Genomic DNA, 15,013 nt, shown 5'->3' on the forward strand with positions numbered 1-15,013 from the left:
CGGAGCCCATCAGGACAACGGCACCGACCTCGAAGGAGCACACCATGACCTGCCCCAACCCCCAGTGCGACAACGGCCTGGTCCCCAACCCGTACGCCGAAGACCCCGAGGACCTCACACTCTGCCCGGACGAGAACCCCGGCTACGACCCCCGCGACGGCTACGACTACGAGGCGACCCAAGGCTGACAGCCGCCCAGGACCCCGGCTCAGGTCGGGGTCCGAAGCCAAACCATCGACCGCCTGTCCCGACTCGCCGGAAGCTTACGGAGCCATGATCACTCGCCCCATGGCAGCTCCCGCCCAAAGCCGCTCCACCGACCTACATAGTCATCTGTGACGAAAGGGCGCATTCTGTACGTATGGCTCGGGTCTGCTTGGGACGGGAGACCACCATGAAGGTCAAGGTCGAGATGGAAGACGTCACGATCTCTCTGGGCAACAAGGGCATCCTGCTCAAGATCTCGGACAACAACGGCAAGCACGTCGGGGACCTCCGCATCGGCAGGGCGACCGTCGAGTGGATGCAGGGTAGAACGCGGGACGGCAACGGTAAGAAGGTCCGTGTCGATCGCTTGATCGAGCTGCTGAAAGAGCAGTAACTAGATCAGGCGTGCGTGCCAGGTTGGCAAAGGGCGCCCTGTTCCCTGACATCAGCGGCTGACACCACCGCGGGTGGAGTTGGGAGTTACACAGCTCTCAGACCTCGTGGCTCATACAAGTCGAGCCACTCGTGTGTGTAGAGGCCGACCATATCTGCGAGGTCAGACGGCGAGTACGCGTGGTCAACGTGGTGAACTCGAATGATCTCTTGGATCAAAGATGGATTCTCGTGAGGAATCTGAACTGGCTCATCTTTCGTCCATCCCTTCTGCGAAAGTTGCACACGAAGGGATGTGTGCTGCCGATCTGTGATGACTTCAAGATCACGGGCCCGCCGGATCAATGCTCCCATAGACGTGCGCCAAACGGGCTTCAGTCGTGCGGCGATGGTTAGATTCATCCCCCGCAACTGTGACTTGATTTCCCGAGATGGCATGAGAAACTCGGCGGCAAACCTGTCGGCTTCTTCCTCTTGGCCCGGTTCGGGAACATCGTGCATCACTAGATGCCCAAGTTCGTGAGCGAGGGAAAATCGAAGATTGCAGGCAGGTAGAAGCGTGTTTAGTACGAAGAATGGGCTTTCGCCAGGCGGCCAAACGCTGATTGCGTTGATCTTGGCCGAACTAAACTCCTTGGCCACAACGACACCGCCAGCGGCCTCGATCCACTCAGTCAGGTTCTGGACCGGTCCGATGGGAATTCTCCAGGCGGCACGGACCGCGCGTGCAATCTCTTCAGGGCTGCCGTAGTCCTCGACGAGCATCGAAGGAATGGTGAGAGCGAAATCCAGATCGAGAGCAGAGGCTAGGCGCTTCGCTCGAATTCGATGAAAGTTCACGAACGCCTGAATCTGCTTGAGTGTCTTCTGGGGAAGACTTTGTTGCTTGCGGTGGTAGAAGCTGGACGACCCGAATCCGTATACCGGCTCTCGCCACGTCAGTACGTCCACCGGGTAGTCCAGCGCCGAAGCGATACTCTTCGCCCGCTCCTCGCTCATCTCACGATTTGCTTGCTCAATCTTTGAGATGAGCGAGGAGGTAACCCCCACCTTCGTCGCCAGCTCACCCATAGTCATCCCACGAGATTCACGAGCTAGTGTCACCATGGCAGGGTTGTACGGCATTATTCCATCTCCGCCTGAGGTTCGGTTTTGGGCTTGCGTGAACGCACACCAGGCTTGGGCGCACCCGAATCGGGGGTAGGCAGCATGGTTACTCCTGCCAAGCCACCGGTGGCTTCGCCGTGCAGGTCAATCTCCCACACGTTTTCACCGTTCAAGGGACAGACTACAGCCAGCTTCTTGAGTTCGGTCCCAAGGGTGTCAAGGAGATATCCGGCGACCACGGTTGTCGCATTGAGGCCCAGGTCCAACTCCTGCTTCGCCAAGCGCCTTTGCTGCAATGTCATGATCTGACTGACCTTGAGGGTCTTGCTCCTGAACTTCTTGAAGCGGACAACCAGTCTGCCGCCAAAGGTCAGGGCCAAGAACCCAGGGTGGGAATTGAAGGTGACGCCCTGTATGTCTTCGAATTCCTTTTGGATTCGAGCCACAAGGAGGTCGTACATGACATTGGCGCGGGAAGTCGTGCGGTACTGAGGAGCCTTGCTTACGAGAGCGGGTTCCAGTTCCTGCCAGTCTTCCCACGCACCTTCGAAGCTCGCGCGGAGCGCGGGCAGATGCGGGTGGAGCAACGTCCGGGCCTCAGCCTCGGTGATCAGCTCAAGCGGCATGCAGGACAGCATGGCGGCTTAATTTTGATCTGTCAATCTGGACAGAGATGTGGACATGACCTTGATGGGGGCATGTTCCCACGGGGGTCTGACACCGGGCCGAGATGGCAGCAAGGCCAGCAGACTGCGATCGCCAAGAGGCGTCTCATGTCGAACGGTTTCACTGCTGTACAGCACGAAGTACCGCAACGTCAGTAACCGACCTCGCGCGTCATGGGCGTTCGTGGGCTGGACGACGACCGGAATGGCCTAAGTTGACCGCTCCACATAGAGCTACGGATCAGAAGGTTGCAGGTTCGAATCCTGCCGAGTGCACAGCAGTCCAGAGGCCCCGTGGAGAGATCCACGGGGCCTCTGGCGTATGCCTACGTGGTGGAAAAGGCGTGACTGGAGACGGCGGTGTACGCCGCTTCGGCTCGTCGGCCTGCGGGGGTCTGGGCGGGGGCATGGTCGAGGAAGTCCCCGGTGGTGCCGGTGAAGGTGATGACGCCTTCGGCGAGGACGGTGACATGGTCGGCCTCTTCGGCGAGGTCGGCGACGTCGTGGGTGGACATCAGTACCTGTACCTCGTCGGTGGCGAGGCGGAGGATCAGATCACGGAAGACGCGGCGCTGGGTGGGGTCCATACCGGCGGTGGGCTCGTCGAGGAGCAGAACGCGGGCGTCATGGACGAGGGCGGAGGCCACGCCGACACGCCGCAGCTGACCGCCGGAGAGCTGTTTGGTCTTCATGTCGGCGCGTTCCTTCATCTGTACCCGGTCCAGGGCGGTGGCTGCGGCATCCCAGGCAGCTGTGCGGTTCATGCCTTTGAGCCAGCCCGTGTAGGCGACTTGTTCGCGGGCAGTGAGGCCTGTCATCGCGGTGATGCTTTGGGGCATCCAGGCGACCTTGGTGCGGTACTCCCGGGTCGTCGAGGCCAGCCGACCCAGGCGTACCGCGCCGGTGGTGGGCTGGTTGACGCCGGCCGCGAGCTTGAGCAGCGTGGATTTTCCGGCGCCGTTGGGGCCGAGCAGGACGGTGAAGCCGTGCGGGGTCGTGTAGGTGAGCTCGTCGAGGATGCGGGGTTTGCTGCGGCCGTAGGAGTAGGACACGGCATGGAGTTCAACGGGCATGGGCGGGACGGCCTTTCATATGGTGCGGCGGATGCGGGCCTGGGCGATGAGGCCGCCGAGGAAGACGATCAGGCAGACGATGAGGGCGGGGAGATCCCCCGGGGCGTGCAGGGTCACGGCCCACGGCCAGGGGCGGTGGTAGTCGGAGTGGCCCAGGAACATGATGGTGAACACCCATCCGACCGGTGCCACTGCGGCGGCCTTGGGGTGTACGGCTTCGGCGAGCAGCATGAGGCCGGTGAGGAAGGCGGTGTTACGTCCGACCGTGGTGGCCTCGTCGGAACCTGCTGCGGCGCCAATGGCCAGTGCCGCCACTGCCACGACGGATACGCACGTCAGGACCGCGAGCATGTCCAGGCGGCGGAGGTTTCGGGTGGCCACCACTTCGGCCTCGTCCAGACGCTGGGCGAGGCAGTGGGCGAGAGTGGAGGTGACCAGGAGGGGGATGAGCTGCATGAGGAAGACCTGGTTGGCGCCGGCGGTCAGCATGCCGGGCAGCTCAATGGCCCGATCGTGCGCGAGGGCGACGATGAGGACGCACGCCGCAGTGCCGGGCAGAAGCACGGGGAGCAGGCGGCGGGCCTTGATCCACCAGATCACGACGTGGTCCCCGGGCCGGCGAGGCGGCAGGCCTTGGCCTGCTCTTTGTGGAACCAGGCGGCCTGCTGCTCGGCGGGCAGCTTCAGGGCGTCGTCGGCGCGTTGCGTGACCTTGTTCAGGACCTGGCGGGGGTTTTGGAACGTCCCGCCGTACTCGCCTCTGCGCCATGCCAGATAAGGCCGGTCCGCGTCGATGACCGCAGCGGCCCACAGCATGGCTGCGTCGTGGTTGACGACGTAGTCGGCCGAGGGCGCGGACTCGAAGGACGAGGGGAACGCACAGGGGAACGTGACGCTGTTGCGCAGGACGGCGTACCGGACGGCGGTCATGTCATCCCCGGCCTGCCCGGCCTGTCGGGAGAGCGGGAGCCACCAGGTGGTGCTCGACGAGGCCTTGCGGTCTCGGCCGTTGAGGAGGCTGTCGGACACGGTGGCGGGCATGCGAACGTCGACTCCTGCGGCACGGAGCTTGGCCGTCGACGTCACGATCTGCCGGCGTACCTGGCCGAGTTTCTCCACTGCGCCGCCGGTCTCGGCCATGCACACCCGCGGTGCGCTGCCGGTGCAGCGCGCTGCGGCGTGCTGGGAGGTCACGGGACCGTCCGCGATGGCCCAACCCCCGGCGGCATCGGCGCAAACGGCCATGAGCGCCGCGGCTGCCGCTGCGGCGCCGCCGCGTATCGCCCAGCGGCCTTGGCCTGCCGTGCGAATCCACCAGACGCCGACCGCCGCCGCCAGCGCGGCGATGAAGAGGAAGGGGACGAAGAGCGTGGCGGCACCGTATTCCTCGCCGAACCCGAGGGAGGTGTCCGGCTGGCCCGAGACGTGCCTGGGCCACGTCGGGGCGTCGTACTTCACGGTCTCGACGATCACGTAGAACACGGCGACGGCAGACAAGGGAGCACTGATCGTGCGGGGGGTGAGATGCCCGAGGGCACAGCCGATCACCGCGTACGCGCACACGATGCCCATGGCCATGAACAGCGGCGACAGAGCGGCCGGTGTCGGTATGAGCCGGGTTTCGACCAGGCGCATCACCACCGGCAGCAGGAGTACCAGCCAGCCGGCGGCGACCACGGGGGCCAGCGTGTGAGCGGCCACGCGATAGCGGGACCGGCCGGGGGCGAGTTGCCACACCCCGTCCCGCTTCAACCGCCCGCCTTCCCACACGGCGAGCCCGAGAGTGATGGCGTAGGCGAAGGCGTAGAAGTACGACAGCGCTACTTCGACCTGCTCGGGTGCCCAGAGCGGGCCGTCGATGACTTCCTGGTAGGAGTCTTCGAAGTGCAGGGCGTAGAAGTAGTAGAAGCCGATGATCCCGAGCCAGATCGGCGCGGTCCACACGGCTGGGGTGGTGCGCAGTCGGGTGCGAAGGTTCAAGGAAACGAGGCCGCTCTGTGAAGAAATGGGGGAAGCCGGGAAGCGCGTGGGCGCTTCCCGGCTCTGCTTCATGCCACTTCAGCCGTGACTAGTCTGCCTTCGAGGTGTCGACGTAGACCTTCGCCACCTTCAGGGAGGTCCGGCTGTGCTCGGAGTCGTTGTGCTTGGGGATGGTGAAGTAGCGGTTGTCGCCGTTGGAGACGTGCGTGTCCCATTCACCCCTTGAGGTCTTGCCCGAGCCCTCGAAGCAGTTCGTGAAGCGCTTCGAGCCCAGGCTCTTGTCCAGGCCGAACGGAATGGCCTGGTGCAGCTGGACGTGCAGGGACCTGCCCGCTGCGCCGCTCAGGGTGCAGGTGGTGAACTTGATCTCGGTGTAGTCGTTGTCAGACCAGTGACTGGATTCGTGGCTGCTGGGGAGCCAGCCCCCGATGCTGCTGGTGAAGTTCCGGGCTTGGACCTCACCGCTGTCGGAAGAGGGCAGTTCGAACAGGCCCTCCTCGTCGAGGCTGACGGTGCTCGCGTCGTCGGTGATGTCGACGCTGTCACCGGCAGGGACGGTGTCGTCGGCGGTGGCGGCCGAGGTGAGCAGCGTGGTCGCCGCGAGGGCGCTCACGAGAACCGCGGAGGTGCGGGCGAGCACACGGAGTCTGGGCATAGCGGTCGTCATGGTGTTGGAAGTCCCCCCAGGTGATGGCCTCGGGCACGGTGGAGCTCTCACTCGGCGTGGTGATGATCCTGTGCCCGTTCGGTGAAGATCACTCAACCAGGAGGTGCCATCACCCGCTGTGATGGAGGCCATACTTCCGCCTCAGCTGCGATCTATGGCTGATACAGGTTTGTAAAAACGACTCGAAATGCCTGGTCGTGGGCGGTGCGGGGGACAACGTCCGTGCCTGCCGCCCCGTTCCGGAGCCGCCGCGGTGCGTCTGCGCGGAGCTTCGAGACGGCACGGAGCCCGCAAGTGAACGCCCTCGTCGCCTCGCGGCGGCCGCCGGGTGAACGAGCCGAGCGGGAGAAGGCGATGGGGGAGGCTGCGCGAGACTGTCCCCATGGAGTGGCGTATCGCGGGGCTGAGCTGGGCGGACAGTGAGCGGCCCGGGCTCGTGTGGGAGCGGGGGGACGTCAGTTCGCTGGTTGTGGGGCGGCGGGTCGGGTTTCGGGCCGTGGGGCGGCGGGAGTGCGTGGGGGCGCGGGGGAATGCCTGTCCTGTGGGCGCCGTCGTGCCGGGGCGGGGGACTCAGGCCCGGTGTGCCGAGTGTGCGCGGCTCGACCGGGCGCATTCCGTGGCCGCCGACACCATCGCGGACGATCCCCGCACCTATCGCGTCTACCTCGCGTGGTTCGGCGTCGGGATGGTCAAGGTCGGGATCACCCGGGAGGAGCGGGGAGCCGCGCGGCTGCTGGAGCAGGGGGCCGTCGCCTTCGCCTGGCTGGGGCGCGGGCCCCTGATGGCCGCGCGGCGGGCCGAGGAGCTGCTGCGGGTCGCCCTCGGGGTGCCGGACCGGATCTCGTACGCGAAGAAGCGGGCCGTCCGGGCCACCTTGCCGGGGGTGGACGAGCGGCGGCGTGAGCTGGAGCGGATGCATGGTTTCGCCCTCGCGCTGGAGGGGTGGCCCGAGTCGCTGGAGCGGGTGGCCCTGGGGGTGCGCGGGGAGCCCGGGGAGCCCGGGGAGTGCGGTGTGGTGGATCACGGGGCGGCCTTCGGGGTGGAGCGGCTTGCGGGGCTCGGCGGGCTCGCCGTCACCGAGCTCGTCGACGGGGGAGTGGTGCTGGGGAGCCTCGTCGCCGTCGCCGGGCCCGATGTCTATCTCGATGACGGTGGGCGTCTCGTCGTGCTCGACAGCCGTCTGCTGCGGGGGTGGCGGCTCGAAGGGGCGCGGGGGGCGGAGCATACGAATGTTCCCGTGCGGGAGGTTCCCGCTGTTCAGGGCGGGCTTTTCTGAGCCCTGGGGCGCCGAAGCTGACCGGATGGTCAAGTCTGGCTGCCCGTACGGCAATGAAGGCGGGGAGAGGGTGGACAGGCGGGTGGGGCGCGGCCGAGTCTGGGGCCATGAGTGATCAGCCCGTCGCACCTGTACCTCCCTTCGAACCGCCCTACTACACCGTCGTGTTCACCTCCGTGCTGGCCGATACCGGTGGCGCATCCGGTGGCGCATCCGGTGGCGCGTCCGGTGCCGACTCCGATTCCGGTGGCGAGACCGGCGCCGACGCCGGATACGACGAGACCGGCGCCCGCATGGACGAGCTCGTCGCCTCCGTGCCCGGCTTCCTCGGCGTCGAATCCGCGCGGACGCCCGGCGGGCTCGGCATCACCGTCGGCTACTTCCGCGACGAGGAAGCGATCAAGCGGTGGCGCGCCGACGCCGAGCACCGCACGGCACAGAAGCGCGGGCGCGACGAGTGGTACGAGAAGTACGTCGTCCATGTCGCCAAGGTGGAGCGGAGCTACGGTTTTGAGCGGGCATGAGGGCGGCGGGGCCGCCGAGCACGATGGCGAGGCCACCGAGCACGATGGCGGGGCCGCCCAGCACGACGGCGAGGCCCAGGCCGTCCGCGACTTCTGGGAGCGGCTCGGGCTGCCCGGCCTCATCGACGTACACACGCACTTCATGCCCGAGCGCGTGCTGGCCAAGGTGTGGGACTACTTCGATGCCGCCGGACCGCTGACCGGCGTGCGGTGGCCCATCGTCTACCGGCACGAGGAGGAGCAACGCCTCGCCCTGCTCCGTGAGTTCGGGGTCCTCGCCTTCACGTCGATGATCTATCCGCACAAGGCCGGCATGGCGCAGTGGCTCAATGGGTGGGCCGTCGATTTCGCCCGCCGGACCGAAGACTGTCTGCAGACGGCCACCTTCTTTCCCGAGCCGGGAGCCGAGGCGTATGTGCGGGACGCCGTCGACGCCGGTGCGCGGATCTTCAAGTCCCATGTGCAGGTGGGGGGTTACGACCCGAACGACCCCGCGCTCGTCCCCGTCTGGGGGCTGCTCGCCGAGGCCGGTGTCCCCGTCGTCGTGCACTGCGGGTCGGGGCCCGCGCCGGGCAAGCACACCGGGCCCGAGCCGATCGGGCGGCTGCTCGCGCGCCATCCCCGGCTGCGGCTCGTCGTGGCGCACATGGGGATGCCGGAGTACGTCGACTTCCTCGACCTCGCCGAGCGGTACGGCGAGGTCAGGCTGGACACGACCCTGGCGTTCACCGACTTCTGCGAGCAGCTCTCGCCGTTCCCGCGCGCCGAGCTGCCGCGGCTCGCCGATCTGGGTGACCGGATTCTGCTGGGCTCGGACTTCCCCAACACCCCGCACACGTACGCTCATCAGCTGCACGCCCTGGAGCGGCTCGGTCTGGGGGACGACTGGCTGCGCGCGGTCTGTCACGGGAACGCGGCCCGGCTTTTTGGACTGCCGGGCGGCGGCAGCGCCTAGCGCGAGGGCGTTTCTCAGGGAATTCACAGGTTCTGGCAAGAGCACTCTCAGGGCCGCGGCGCAGGCTGTGTGCCATGACTACGACCTCGCCCCAGGGGCGTACAGAACTGCTCAGGGCGGACGGGAGCCCCGTCCGCGTGCTCGTCGTCGACGACGAGGTGTCGCTGACGGAGCTGCTCTCCATGGCCCTGCGCTACGAGGGCTGGCAGATCCGCAGCGCGGGCGACGGTGCCGGCGCGGTGCGCACCGCCCGCGCCTTCCGGCCCGACGCCGTGGTGCTCGACATGATGCTGCCGGACATGGACGGCCTCGCCGTGCTCGGCCGGCTGCGGCGCGAGCTGCCCGACGTGCCGGTGCTGTTCCTCACGGCCAAGGACGCCGTGGAGGACCGGATCGCCGGGCTCACCGCCGGGGGCGACGACTACGTCACCAAACCCTTCAGCCTGGAGGAGGTCGTGGCGCGGCTTCGCGGGCTCATCCGCCGGGCCGGGGCATCCGACCGGCGCAGCGAGTCCGTGCTCGCCGTCGGGGATCTCACCCTCGACGAGGACAGCCACGAGGTGACGCGGGGCGGGGACTCCATCCACCTCACCGCCACCGAGTTCGAGCTGCTTCGCTATCTGATGCGCAATCCGCGCCGCGTGCTCAGCAAGGCGCAGATTCTCGACCGCGTGTGGAACTACGACTTCGGGGGCCAGGCCAACGTCGTCGAGCTCTACATCTCGTATCTGCGCAGGAAGATAGACGCCGGCCGTGAGCCGATGATCCACACGCGGCGCGGTGCCGGGTATCTGATCAAGCCCGCGCCGTCGACCGAGGCGGCTGCGGCTTCATGAGGCTCGGGCGGCAGCCGCGGCAGCCGCGGTCGCCGCGGTCGCTGCGGACGCGGCTCGTCGTCTCGGCGGTGGCTTTGATCGCCGTCGTCTGCGCGGTGATCGGCACGGTGACGACCATCGCGCTGAGCTCGCACCTGTACGACCAGCTGGACACCTCGCTCGGCACGGTCGCGATGCGGGCGAAGGGTCCGCAGCCCAAGCCGGGGGACGAGGGTCCCGGCGTCCCGTCCGCGGATCAGGGCGATCCGCTGCGGTTCGTCTCCAAGGGTCCGCAGGAGGTCGGCACCATCGGTGCCGTCGTCGAGGACGACGGCTCGGTCGGCCAGGCCCTCGTCAGCAACGAGCCGGACAGCGGAACCTTCGAGCCCGGGACCGATCAGCTCGACGCGGCGCAGTCCGCCGCGCTCGCCTCCGTGCCGCGCGACGGGCATCCGCACGACGTCGACATCCCCGGCCTCGGCGGATACCGCGTGGAGTACGCGACCGGGCCGGCCGGCGACTTCCTCGTCGGCATCCCCACCGCCAAGGTGCGGAACACCCTGGAGACGTTGGTCATCGTCGAGGTCAGCGTCACCGCCGCGGGTCTGGTGGCCGCCTCGCTCGCCGGTGCGGCCATGGTCGGCGTCGCGCTGCGCCCGCTGCGCCGGGTCGCGGCGACCGCCACCCGCGTCTCCGAACTCCCCCTGCACAGCGGCGAGGTGACGCTGTACGAACGCGTCCCCGACACGGAGCCGAACACCGAGGTCGGGCAGGTGGGCGCCGCGCTCAACCGCATGCTCGACCACGTGCACTCCGCGCTGCACGCGCGCCAGGAGAGCGAGACGCGGGTACGCCAGTTCGTCGCGGACGCCAGCCACGAGCTGCGTACGCCGCTGGCCTCGATCCGCGGCTACGCCGAACTGACGCGCCGGGGGCGGGAGTCGACGGGTCCCGACACGCGGCACGCGCTCGGGCGGATCGAGTCCGAGGCTCAACGGATGACGGGCCTCGTGGAGGACCTGCTGCTGCTCGCCCGCCTGGACGAGGGGCGTGACGGCGGGCGTGCGGGAGGGGGTGGGCCCGGTGCCCGACAGGCGCTCTCGTATCAGAGCACTGATCTCTCACCGCTGGTCGTGGACACCGTGAGCGACGCGCGGGCCGCGGGCCCCGGGCACTTCTGGGCCCTGGAGCTGCCGGACGAGCCCGCGCTCGTCCTCGCCGACGCGGCCCGCCTCCAGCAGGTCGTCGTCAACCTCCTCGCCAACGCGCGCACGCACACGCCACCGGGCACGAAGGTCACCGCACGCGTGCGGCGGGCCGGGCCCGGCGTCCGCCTGGAGGTCGAGGACGACGGCCCCGGCATCGCCCCCGCCCTCCTCCCCCACGTCTTCGAACGGTTCGCCCGCGGCGACGCGTCCCGCTCCCGCAACGCCGGGTCCACCGGGCTCGGCCTCGCCCTCGTACAGGCCATAGTCGCGGCCCACGGCGGTCGTGTGACGGTGGACAGCGTGCCGGGACGGACGGTGTTCACGGTGCTGCTGCCCGCCGTGTCGGACGAGGTGTCTGACGCCGTGTCGGACGCGGTGTCGGACGCGGTGTCGGACGAGGTGTCGCCCCAGGTCAGCGGCGCCGGACGGGACTCACAGGCGGGCCACAGGCTCACCACACAGGCCTGACAGACCACTTGGCGAATGTCGGTGTCATGCAAACCGACTCTTCTCCGGGCGGCGCTTGCTCGGTCCCTCTGCCGGCGCGGGCCCACCTCCCCGCCGGATGGCGCGATGTGCCCGTCCTGGACATCGTGATCCCCGTCTACAACGAGGAGAAGGATCTGGGGCCGTGCGTGCTGCGCCTGCACGACCACCTCGTCCGCACCTTCCCCTATCCCTTCCGGATCACGATCGCGGACAACGCGTCCACGGACCGCACCCCCGAGGTGGCGGCGCGGCTCGCGGCGTCGAGCGAAGAGGTCCGCTACACGCGCCTGGAACAGAAGGGGCGCGGGCGTGCCCTGCGCGCCGTGTGGTCCGCGTCGGACGCCCCCGTCCTCGCCTACATGGACGTGGACCTGTCCACCGACCTCAACGCGCTGCTCCCGCTGGTCGCGCCGCTGATCTCCGGCCACTCGGACCTGGCGATCGGCTCCCGGCTCGCGCGCAGCTCGCGGGTGGTGCGCGGCCCCAAGCGTGAATTCATCTCGCGCGGCTACAACCTCATCCTGCGCAGCTCCCTGCACGCCCGCTTCTCCGACGCCCAGTGCGGGTTCAAGGCGATCAGGGGTGACGTGGCGGGGGTGCTGCTTCCGCTGGTCGAGGACACCGGGTGGTTCTTCGACACCGAGATGCTGGTGCTCGCCGAGCGCGCGGGCCTGCGCATCCACGAGGTGCCGGTCGACTGGGTCGACGACCCGAACTCCACGGTCCACCTGGTCAAGACGGCCACCGACGACCTCAAGGGGGTGTGGCGGGTCGGGCGCGCCCTCGCGGTCGGCGCGCTCCCGCTGGACCGCCTCGCGCGCCCCTTCGGGGATGACCCGCGCGACCGGCAGCTGACCGGAGTGCCGGGCGGTCTGGCCCGCCAGCTGGTCGGCTTCTGCGTGGTCGGCGCGCTCTCCACGCTCCTTTATCTGCTCCTGTACTCCGGCTTCCGTACGTTCTCGGGGTCGCAGGTGGCCAACGCGCTCGCCCTCCTGGTGTCGGCGGTCGCCAACACGGCCGCCAACCGCCGCCTCACCTTCGGGGTGCGCGGCCGCGACCGCGCGATGCGCCACCAGGCGCAGGGCCTGGTGGTCTTCGCCATCGGCCTCGCCCTGACCAGCGGCTCGCTGGCCGCCCTGGACGCGGCGTCGGGCGACGCATCGCACGGCACGGAAGTGGCGGTCCTGATAGCCGCCAACCTCGCGGCGACGGTGCTGCGGTTCCTGCTGCTGCGGGCCTGGGTCTTCCCGGACCGCCGCTCCGACGCGGCGCCGCAGCCCGGCGACGCCCCGTCCTCGTACGAGCTCACCTACGCACACGACCCGAGGAACGCACGATGACGACGACTTCCCATCCGCCCGCGCCCCTGCACGCGGCGCCGGGCGAGCGCGCCCACCGGGGCCCGCGCGCCCTGCCAGCGCGGCTCTGGCGCGGCCGTCCCGACGACCCGCGCTGGGCGCGCCCCGCCTTCCTGGGCCTGCTGCTCGCGACCGCGGTCCTCTACTTCTGGAACCTCAGCGCGTCCGGCTACGCCAACTCCTTCTACTCCGCGGCCGTCCAGGCGGGCAGCCAGAGCTGGAAGGCGATGTTCTTCGGCTCGCTCGACGCGGGCAACGCGATCACCGTCGACAAGCCCCCGGCCGCGCTCTGGCCTATGGCCCTGTCCGTACGCCTCTTCGGGCTCAACTCCTGGGCGGTCCTTGCCCCGCAGGTACTCATGGGCGTCGCGACGGTCGGTGTCCTGTACGCCGCCGTGCGCCGCCGCTTCAGCCCGGCGGCCGGGCTCATCGCGGGGGCGGTGCTCGCGCTCACGCCGGTCGCCGCGCTGATGTTCCGGTTCAACAACCCGGACGCGGTGCTCGCGCTCCTGATGACCGTCACCGTGTACTGCGTGCTGCGCGCCCTGGAGAAGGGCAGCACCAAGTGGCTGGTGTGGGCGGGCGTCGCGGTCGGCGTCGCCTTCCTGGCCAAGACGCTCCAGGCGTTCCTGATCCTGCCGCCGCTCGCGGTCCTGTACGCGGTGTGCGCACCCGTGCGGCTGCGCAGGCGCTTCGGCCAGCTCGCCCTCTCCGGGCTCGCGATGATCGTGGCCGGCGGCTGGTGGGTGGCGATCGTGGAGCTGTGGCCCGCGTCCTCGCGCCCGTACATCGGCGGATCGCAGAACAACTCCTTCCTGGAGCTGACCTTCGGCTACAACGGCCTCGGCCGCATCAACGGCGAGGAGACCGGCAGCGTCGGTGGCGGCGGTGGCGGCGGTGGCGGTGGCCAGTGGGGCGAGACCGGGCTCGGGCGGATGTTCAACTCCGAGGTCGGCGGCCAGATCTCCTGGCTGATCCCGGCCGCGCTGATCCTGCTCGTCGGCGGCATCGTCCTCACCTGGAAGGCCCGCAGGACCGACACCGTGCGCTCGGCGTTCGTGGCGTGGGGCAGTGCGCTCCTGATGACGGCGGCCGTCTTCAGCTTCATGGCGGGGATCTTCCACCAGTACTACACGATCGCCCTCGCCCCCTACATCGCGGCGCTGATCGGCATGGGCGCCACGGTCCTGTGGGAGGAGCGCGCCAAGTGGTGGGCGGGGGCCCTGCTCGGCGTGAGCGTCGCGGGCACGGCCTGGTGGGGGTACACCCTGCTCGGCCGGACCCCGGACTACGTGCCGTGGCTGCGCTGGGCGGTGCTGGTCGGCGGCCTCGTGGGCGCGGTGGGCCTGCTGCTCGCGGCCCGGCTCGGGCGCCAACTCGCCGTCGCGGCAGTGGGGCTGAGCTTCGCGGCGTCCCTGGCGGGCCCGGTCGCGTACACCCTCTCCACCGTGAACAGCGCGCACACCGGGTCGATCGTGACCGCGGGGCCCGCTTCCGCGGGCGGGATGGGCGGCGGCCCTGGCGGTGGCGGTCCCGGCGGGGGCGGCGGCCGTGGCGGGGGCGGCGGGATGCAGCCGCCCGGCCAGAACGGGCAGAACGGGCAGAACGGCCAGAACGGCCAGGCGCAGCAGGGTCAGAACGGCCAGCAGGGCGGCAACGCCATGCAGCCCCCGGCCGGCGGCCAGAACGGCGGCGGCACGGGCCGTCCTCCGGGCCAGAACGGCAAGCAGGGCACCAACTCCCAGGGCAAGCAGCAGGGCGCCATGCCCGGCGGCGGCACCGCCGAGCGCGGCGGCATGGGCGGAGGCGGCGGCATGGGCGGCCTCCTCGACGGCGCCCAGGTCAGCGCCAAGGCGAAGAAGCTCCTGGAGGCGAATGCCGGGGACTACACCTGGTCGGCGGCGGCCATCGGCTCGCAGAACGCGGCCAGCTACCAACTCGCGACCGGCGACCCGGTGATGGCCATCGGCGGCTTCAACGGCAGCGACCCGTCCCCGACCCTCGCCCAGTTCAAGCAGTACGTCGAGGACGGAAGGATCCACTACTTCATCTCGGGCGGTGGCATGGGAGGCGGCATGGGCGGCGACAGCGGCACCTCCTCCAAGATCACGTCCTGGGTGGAGGACACGTTCGAGAAGGTCACGGTCGGCAGCGCGACCTTCTACGACCTGACCCGGCCGAAGAGCTGACGTAACCCAAAAGCTCACAGCCCGTACGTCTTCGGGTTCGGGGCCGGCCGCAGCCTGCGGTCGGTCCCGTCGTGCTGTCCGCGGGGCAAATGTCCGCGGGGAAACCGT

At 69.0% G+C, this 15,013-nt stretch carries 15 protein-coding genes; 9 read left to right on the top strand and 6 right to left on the bottom strand.

Translation table 11 applies throughout. The features are described 5' to 3' along the window. Both ACZ6ZP_RS41335 and ACZ6ZP_RS41340 read left to right on the top strand, forming a co-directional pair. Nucleotides 1–188, top strand: a 188-nt coding sequence (locus tag ACZ6ZP_RS41335; RefSeq protein ID WP_469410447.1) for a hypothetical protein, incomplete at its 5' end; no start/stop codon positions are given. 206 nt (nt 189–394) lie between these two features. Continuing rightward, a complete protein-coding gene (locus tag ACZ6ZP_RS41340) occupies nt 395–601 on the top strand; it encodes a hypothetical protein (RefSeq protein ID WP_469410448.1) in 207 nt (68 codons plus the stop codon). Nucleotides 602–687: 86 nt separating this feature from the next. On the opposite strand, the gene ACZ6ZP_RS41345 is transcribed toward ACZ6ZP_RS41340, so the two are convergent. From ACZ6ZP_RS41345 to ACZ6ZP_RS41370, 6 genes are all read right to left on the bottom strand, one after another. After that, nucleotides 688–1,725: an XRE family transcriptional regulator gene (locus ACZ6ZP_RS41345; RefSeq protein WP_469410449.1), complete on the bottom strand. Its 1,038-nt coding sequence runs from the start codon at nt 1,723–1,725 to the stop codon at nt 688–690. Beyond that, a complete protein-coding gene (locus tag ACZ6ZP_RS41350) occupies nt 1,725–2,333 on the bottom strand; it encodes a hypothetical protein (RefSeq protein WP_469410450.1) in 609 nt (202 codons plus the stop codon). Before ACZ6ZP_RS41350 ends, ACZ6ZP_RS41345 begins: the two co-directional genes overlap by 1 nt. 365 nt (nt 2,334–2,698) lie before the next feature. After that, nucleotides 2,699–3,445 (bottom strand): ABC transporter ATP-binding protein, encoded by a 747-nt coding sequence (locus ACZ6ZP_RS41355; protein ID WP_469410451.1) that lies wholly within the window; start codon nt 3,443–3,445, stop codon nt 2,699–2,701. Between the two features lie 15 nt (nt 3,446–3,460). After that, entirely contained in the window at nt 3,461–4,045 is a 585-nt protein-coding gene (locus tag ACZ6ZP_RS41360; protein ID WP_469410452.1) for a hypothetical protein, read from the bottom strand. Next, nucleotides 4,042–5,424 (bottom strand): hypothetical protein, encoded by a 1,383-nt coding sequence (locus tag ACZ6ZP_RS41365; protein WP_469410453.1) that lies wholly within the window; start codon nt 5,422–5,424, stop codon nt 4,042–4,044. Before ACZ6ZP_RS41365 ends, ACZ6ZP_RS41360 begins: the two co-directional genes overlap by 4 nt. 88 nt (nt 5,425–5,512) lie before the next feature. Further along, a complete protein-coding gene (locus tag ACZ6ZP_RS41370; RefSeq protein ID WP_469410454.1) occupies nt 5,513–6,079 on the bottom strand; it encodes a hypothetical protein in 567 nt (188 codons plus the stop codon). Between the two features lie 394 nt (nt 6,080–6,473). Here ACZ6ZP_RS41370 and ACZ6ZP_RS41375 point away from each other — a divergent pair, with 394 nt between their 5' ends. The 7 genes from ACZ6ZP_RS41375 (at nt 6,474) to ACZ6ZP_RS41405 (ending at nt 14,905) form a co-directional block, all read left to right on the top strand. After that, nucleotides 6,474–7,367, top strand: coding sequence for a DUF2797 domain-containing protein (locus ACZ6ZP_RS41375; RefSeq protein ID WP_469410455.1), 894 nt, complete (start codon nt 6,474–6,476; stop codon nt 7,365–7,367). A 107-nt stretch (nt 7,368–7,474) separates the two neighbouring features. Continuing rightward, nucleotides 7,475–7,891 (top strand): antibiotic biosynthesis monooxygenase family protein, encoded by a 417-nt coding sequence (locus tag ACZ6ZP_RS41380; protein WP_351167406.1) that lies wholly within the window; start codon nt 7,475–7,477, stop codon nt 7,889–7,891. 109 nt (nt 7,892–8,000) lie between these two features. Next, nucleotides 8,001–8,846 carry an amidohydrolase family protein gene (locus ACZ6ZP_RS41385; RefSeq protein WP_469410491.1) on the top strand — a complete coding sequence of 282 codons (846 nt, stop codon included), beginning with the start codon at nt 8,001–8,003 and terminating at the stop codon, nt 8,844–8,846. A 74-nt stretch (nt 8,847–8,920) separates the two neighbouring features. Beyond that, nucleotides 8,921–9,682, top strand: a complete 762-nt coding sequence (locus ACZ6ZP_RS41390; RefSeq protein WP_351167408.1) for a response regulator transcription factor — start codon at nt 8,921–8,923, stop codon at nt 9,680–9,682. Then, nucleotides 9,679–11,337 carry a sensor histidine kinase gene (locus ACZ6ZP_RS41395; protein ID WP_469410456.1) on the top strand — a complete coding sequence of 553 codons (1,659 nt, stop codon included), beginning with the start codon at nt 9,679–9,681 and terminating at the stop codon, nt 11,335–11,337. Before ACZ6ZP_RS41390 ends, ACZ6ZP_RS41395 begins: the two co-directional genes overlap by 4 nt. Nucleotides 11,338–11,363: 26 nt before the next feature. Then, nucleotides 11,364–12,698 (top strand): bifunctional glycosyltransferase family 2/GtrA family protein, encoded by a 1,335-nt coding sequence (locus ACZ6ZP_RS41400; RefSeq protein ID WP_469410457.1) that lies wholly within the window; start codon nt 11,364–11,366, stop codon nt 12,696–12,698. Continuing rightward, nucleotides 12,695–14,905, top strand: coding sequence for an ArnT family glycosyltransferase (locus ACZ6ZP_RS41405; protein ID WP_469410458.1), 2,211 nt, complete (start codon nt 12,695–12,697; stop codon nt 14,903–14,905). The genes ACZ6ZP_RS41400 and ACZ6ZP_RS41405 overlap by 4 nt, the downstream gene beginning before the upstream one ends. The last annotated feature ends 108 nt before the right edge of the window (nt 14,906–15,013 follow it).

The sequence above is a fragment of the Streptomyces sp. NPDC054047 genome (genome assembly GCF_055585065.1).

What these genes read in the sequence shown, in the direction of transcription:
- ACZ6ZP_RS41340 (WP_469410448.1), top strand. Translation starts at nt 395, where the DNA reads ATGAAGGTCAAGGTCGAGATGGAAGACGTCACGATCTCTCTGGGCAAC.
- ACZ6ZP_RS41345 (WP_469410449.1), bottom strand. Translation starts at nt 1,725, where the DNA reads ATGCCGTACAACCCTGCCATGGTGACACTAGCTCGTGAATCTCGTGGG.
- ACZ6ZP_RS41350 (WP_469410450.1), bottom strand. Translation starts at nt 2,333, where the DNA reads ATGCCGCTTGAGCTGATCACCGAGGCTGAGGCCCGGACGTTGCTCCAC.
- ACZ6ZP_RS41355 (WP_469410451.1), bottom strand. Translation starts at nt 3,445, where the DNA reads ATGCCCGTTGAACTCCATGCCGTGTCCTACTCCTACGGCCGCAGCAAA.
- ACZ6ZP_RS41370 (WP_469410454.1), bottom strand. Translation starts at nt 6,079, where the DNA reads ATGCCCAGACTCCGTGTGCTCGCCCGCACCTCCGCGGTTCTCGTGAGC.
- ACZ6ZP_RS41375 (WP_469410455.1), top strand. Translation starts at nt 6,474, where the DNA reads ATGGAGTGGCGTATCGCGGGGCTGAGCTGGGCGGACAGTGAGCGGCCC.
- ACZ6ZP_RS41380 (WP_351167406.1), top strand. Translation starts at nt 7,475, where the DNA reads ATGAGTGATCAGCCCGTCGCACCTGTACCTCCCTTCGAACCGCCCTAC.
- ACZ6ZP_RS41390 (WP_351167408.1), top strand. Translation starts at nt 8,921, where the DNA reads ATGACTACGACCTCGCCCCAGGGGCGTACAGAACTGCTCAGGGCGGAC.
- ACZ6ZP_RS41395 (WP_469410456.1), top strand. Translation starts at nt 9,679, where the DNA reads ATGAGGCTCGGGCGGCAGCCGCGGCAGCCGCGGTCGCCGCGGTCGCTG.
- ACZ6ZP_RS41400 (WP_469410457.1), top strand. Translation starts at nt 11,364, where the DNA reads ATGCAAACCGACTCTTCTCCGGGCGGCGCTTGCTCGGTCCCTCTGCCG.
- ACZ6ZP_RS41405 (WP_469410458.1), top strand. Translation starts at nt 12,695, where the DNA reads ATGACGACGACTTCCCATCCGCCCGCGCCCCTGCACGCGGCGCCGGGC.